Annotated in this window: 1 protein-coding gene; it reads right to left on the bottom strand. The window is 56.8% G+C overall.

From position 1 onward, the window contains the following. Positions 1-702: 702 nt before the first annotated feature. On the bottom strand, positions 703-1,133 hold a 431-nt coding region (locus tag V6C07_RS04385; RefSeq protein ID WP_333535144.1), incomplete at its 5' end, for a hypothetical protein.

Below are 1,133 nucleotides of genomic sequence, written 5' to 3'. Positions count from 1 at the left end.
TGCATGGGGCGCGGCATGGGTCACGGTATGGGTCACGGCGGCAGGGGCATGCACGGCCAGGGGTACGGAATGGGCTACGGAATGCCCAACACTATGGACCAGAACACCACTGCCCCTGACGCCAAGCAGAACTAGAGCAGATTAACTTTGAGAACATACATTCGCAAAGTTTAAGGCACGCTCACTTCGGCGTTTAACCGCGCAGATAAACTGCGCTTACGCCTCCGTAGCGAACGTCTGCTCACGCAGCCGCCAGAGCAATTTCAAAGTGAAATTGCTCTAAAACACACACCTCTGCTCAGAGCATGTTTGCAAACTGAACCTTCCAGTCGCCGGGCGGCGGCCACAGGCAGCCGCCCGCCGTCAGAACAGCGCAAGTTGCCTGCGCGGCCTTTGACGGAAAACATAAGTCCTTTCCCTGAGATGCATCCCCTCCCAAACGGATGTTCCCAAAGCAATCTTCCCCCATGCGGCCGGGGCTGAACGACCCGCAAAAGACGCCCCGGCCGAAATAGAACACACCCACACGCATAGAAAAAGGCCGTGAATCCCTGAAATTCACGGCCTTTTCGTTTACAAACCTGTGGAAAACCAAAACAGCTTTGTTGCGCCGCATGAGGTACGGCGCGCCGCCTGTCTGAAAACGCAAGCTCAGACAGGGCATCACCCTTGAAATACATCGTACTTCAAGGGATTTTGACGTTAAACGTTATAGTCCCCGCGGTTGAATTTGAACTTTTCTGTGGCGGCAAGCACCTCCAGATTGTTCACCAGGGTATCCAGGCCGGGGTTTTGTCCGCGCAGGCCCGCGGTATTTTCTTTCAGGGCGTTCACCTGTCCGTCTATGCCCTGCAACAGGGCATAGGCATCGCGCAAGGAGCCTCCCTTACCGACATCGCCCAGGGTGCCGACGTAAGAGTCCCACATATCAAGAGTACCCGAAGCCTGGTTAAAAGCTTCGCGCAGCACGTCTTCATGCGGGTTCACGTCAGGATTTTCGTCGGCAACGCCCAGCAGCATCTGGCTTATCATGGAAGCCTGCGATGCCTGGGAAGCTTGCGATGCCTGGGAAGCCTGCGATGCCTGGGCCGCCTGCATGCCCTGCCCGCCGGAAACGGCTCCGGCAGCAGAAG

Origin of the sequence: Desulfovibrio sp. 1214_IL3152 (assembly GCF_036763055.1) — a bacterium.
Lineage (GTDB): Bacteria > Desulfobacterota > Desulfovibrionia > Desulfovibrionales > Desulfovibrionaceae > Desulfovibrio.
The sequence above is the reverse complement of the archived record's forward strand: the minus strand, read 5'-3'. Positions and strand labels throughout refer to the sequence as shown.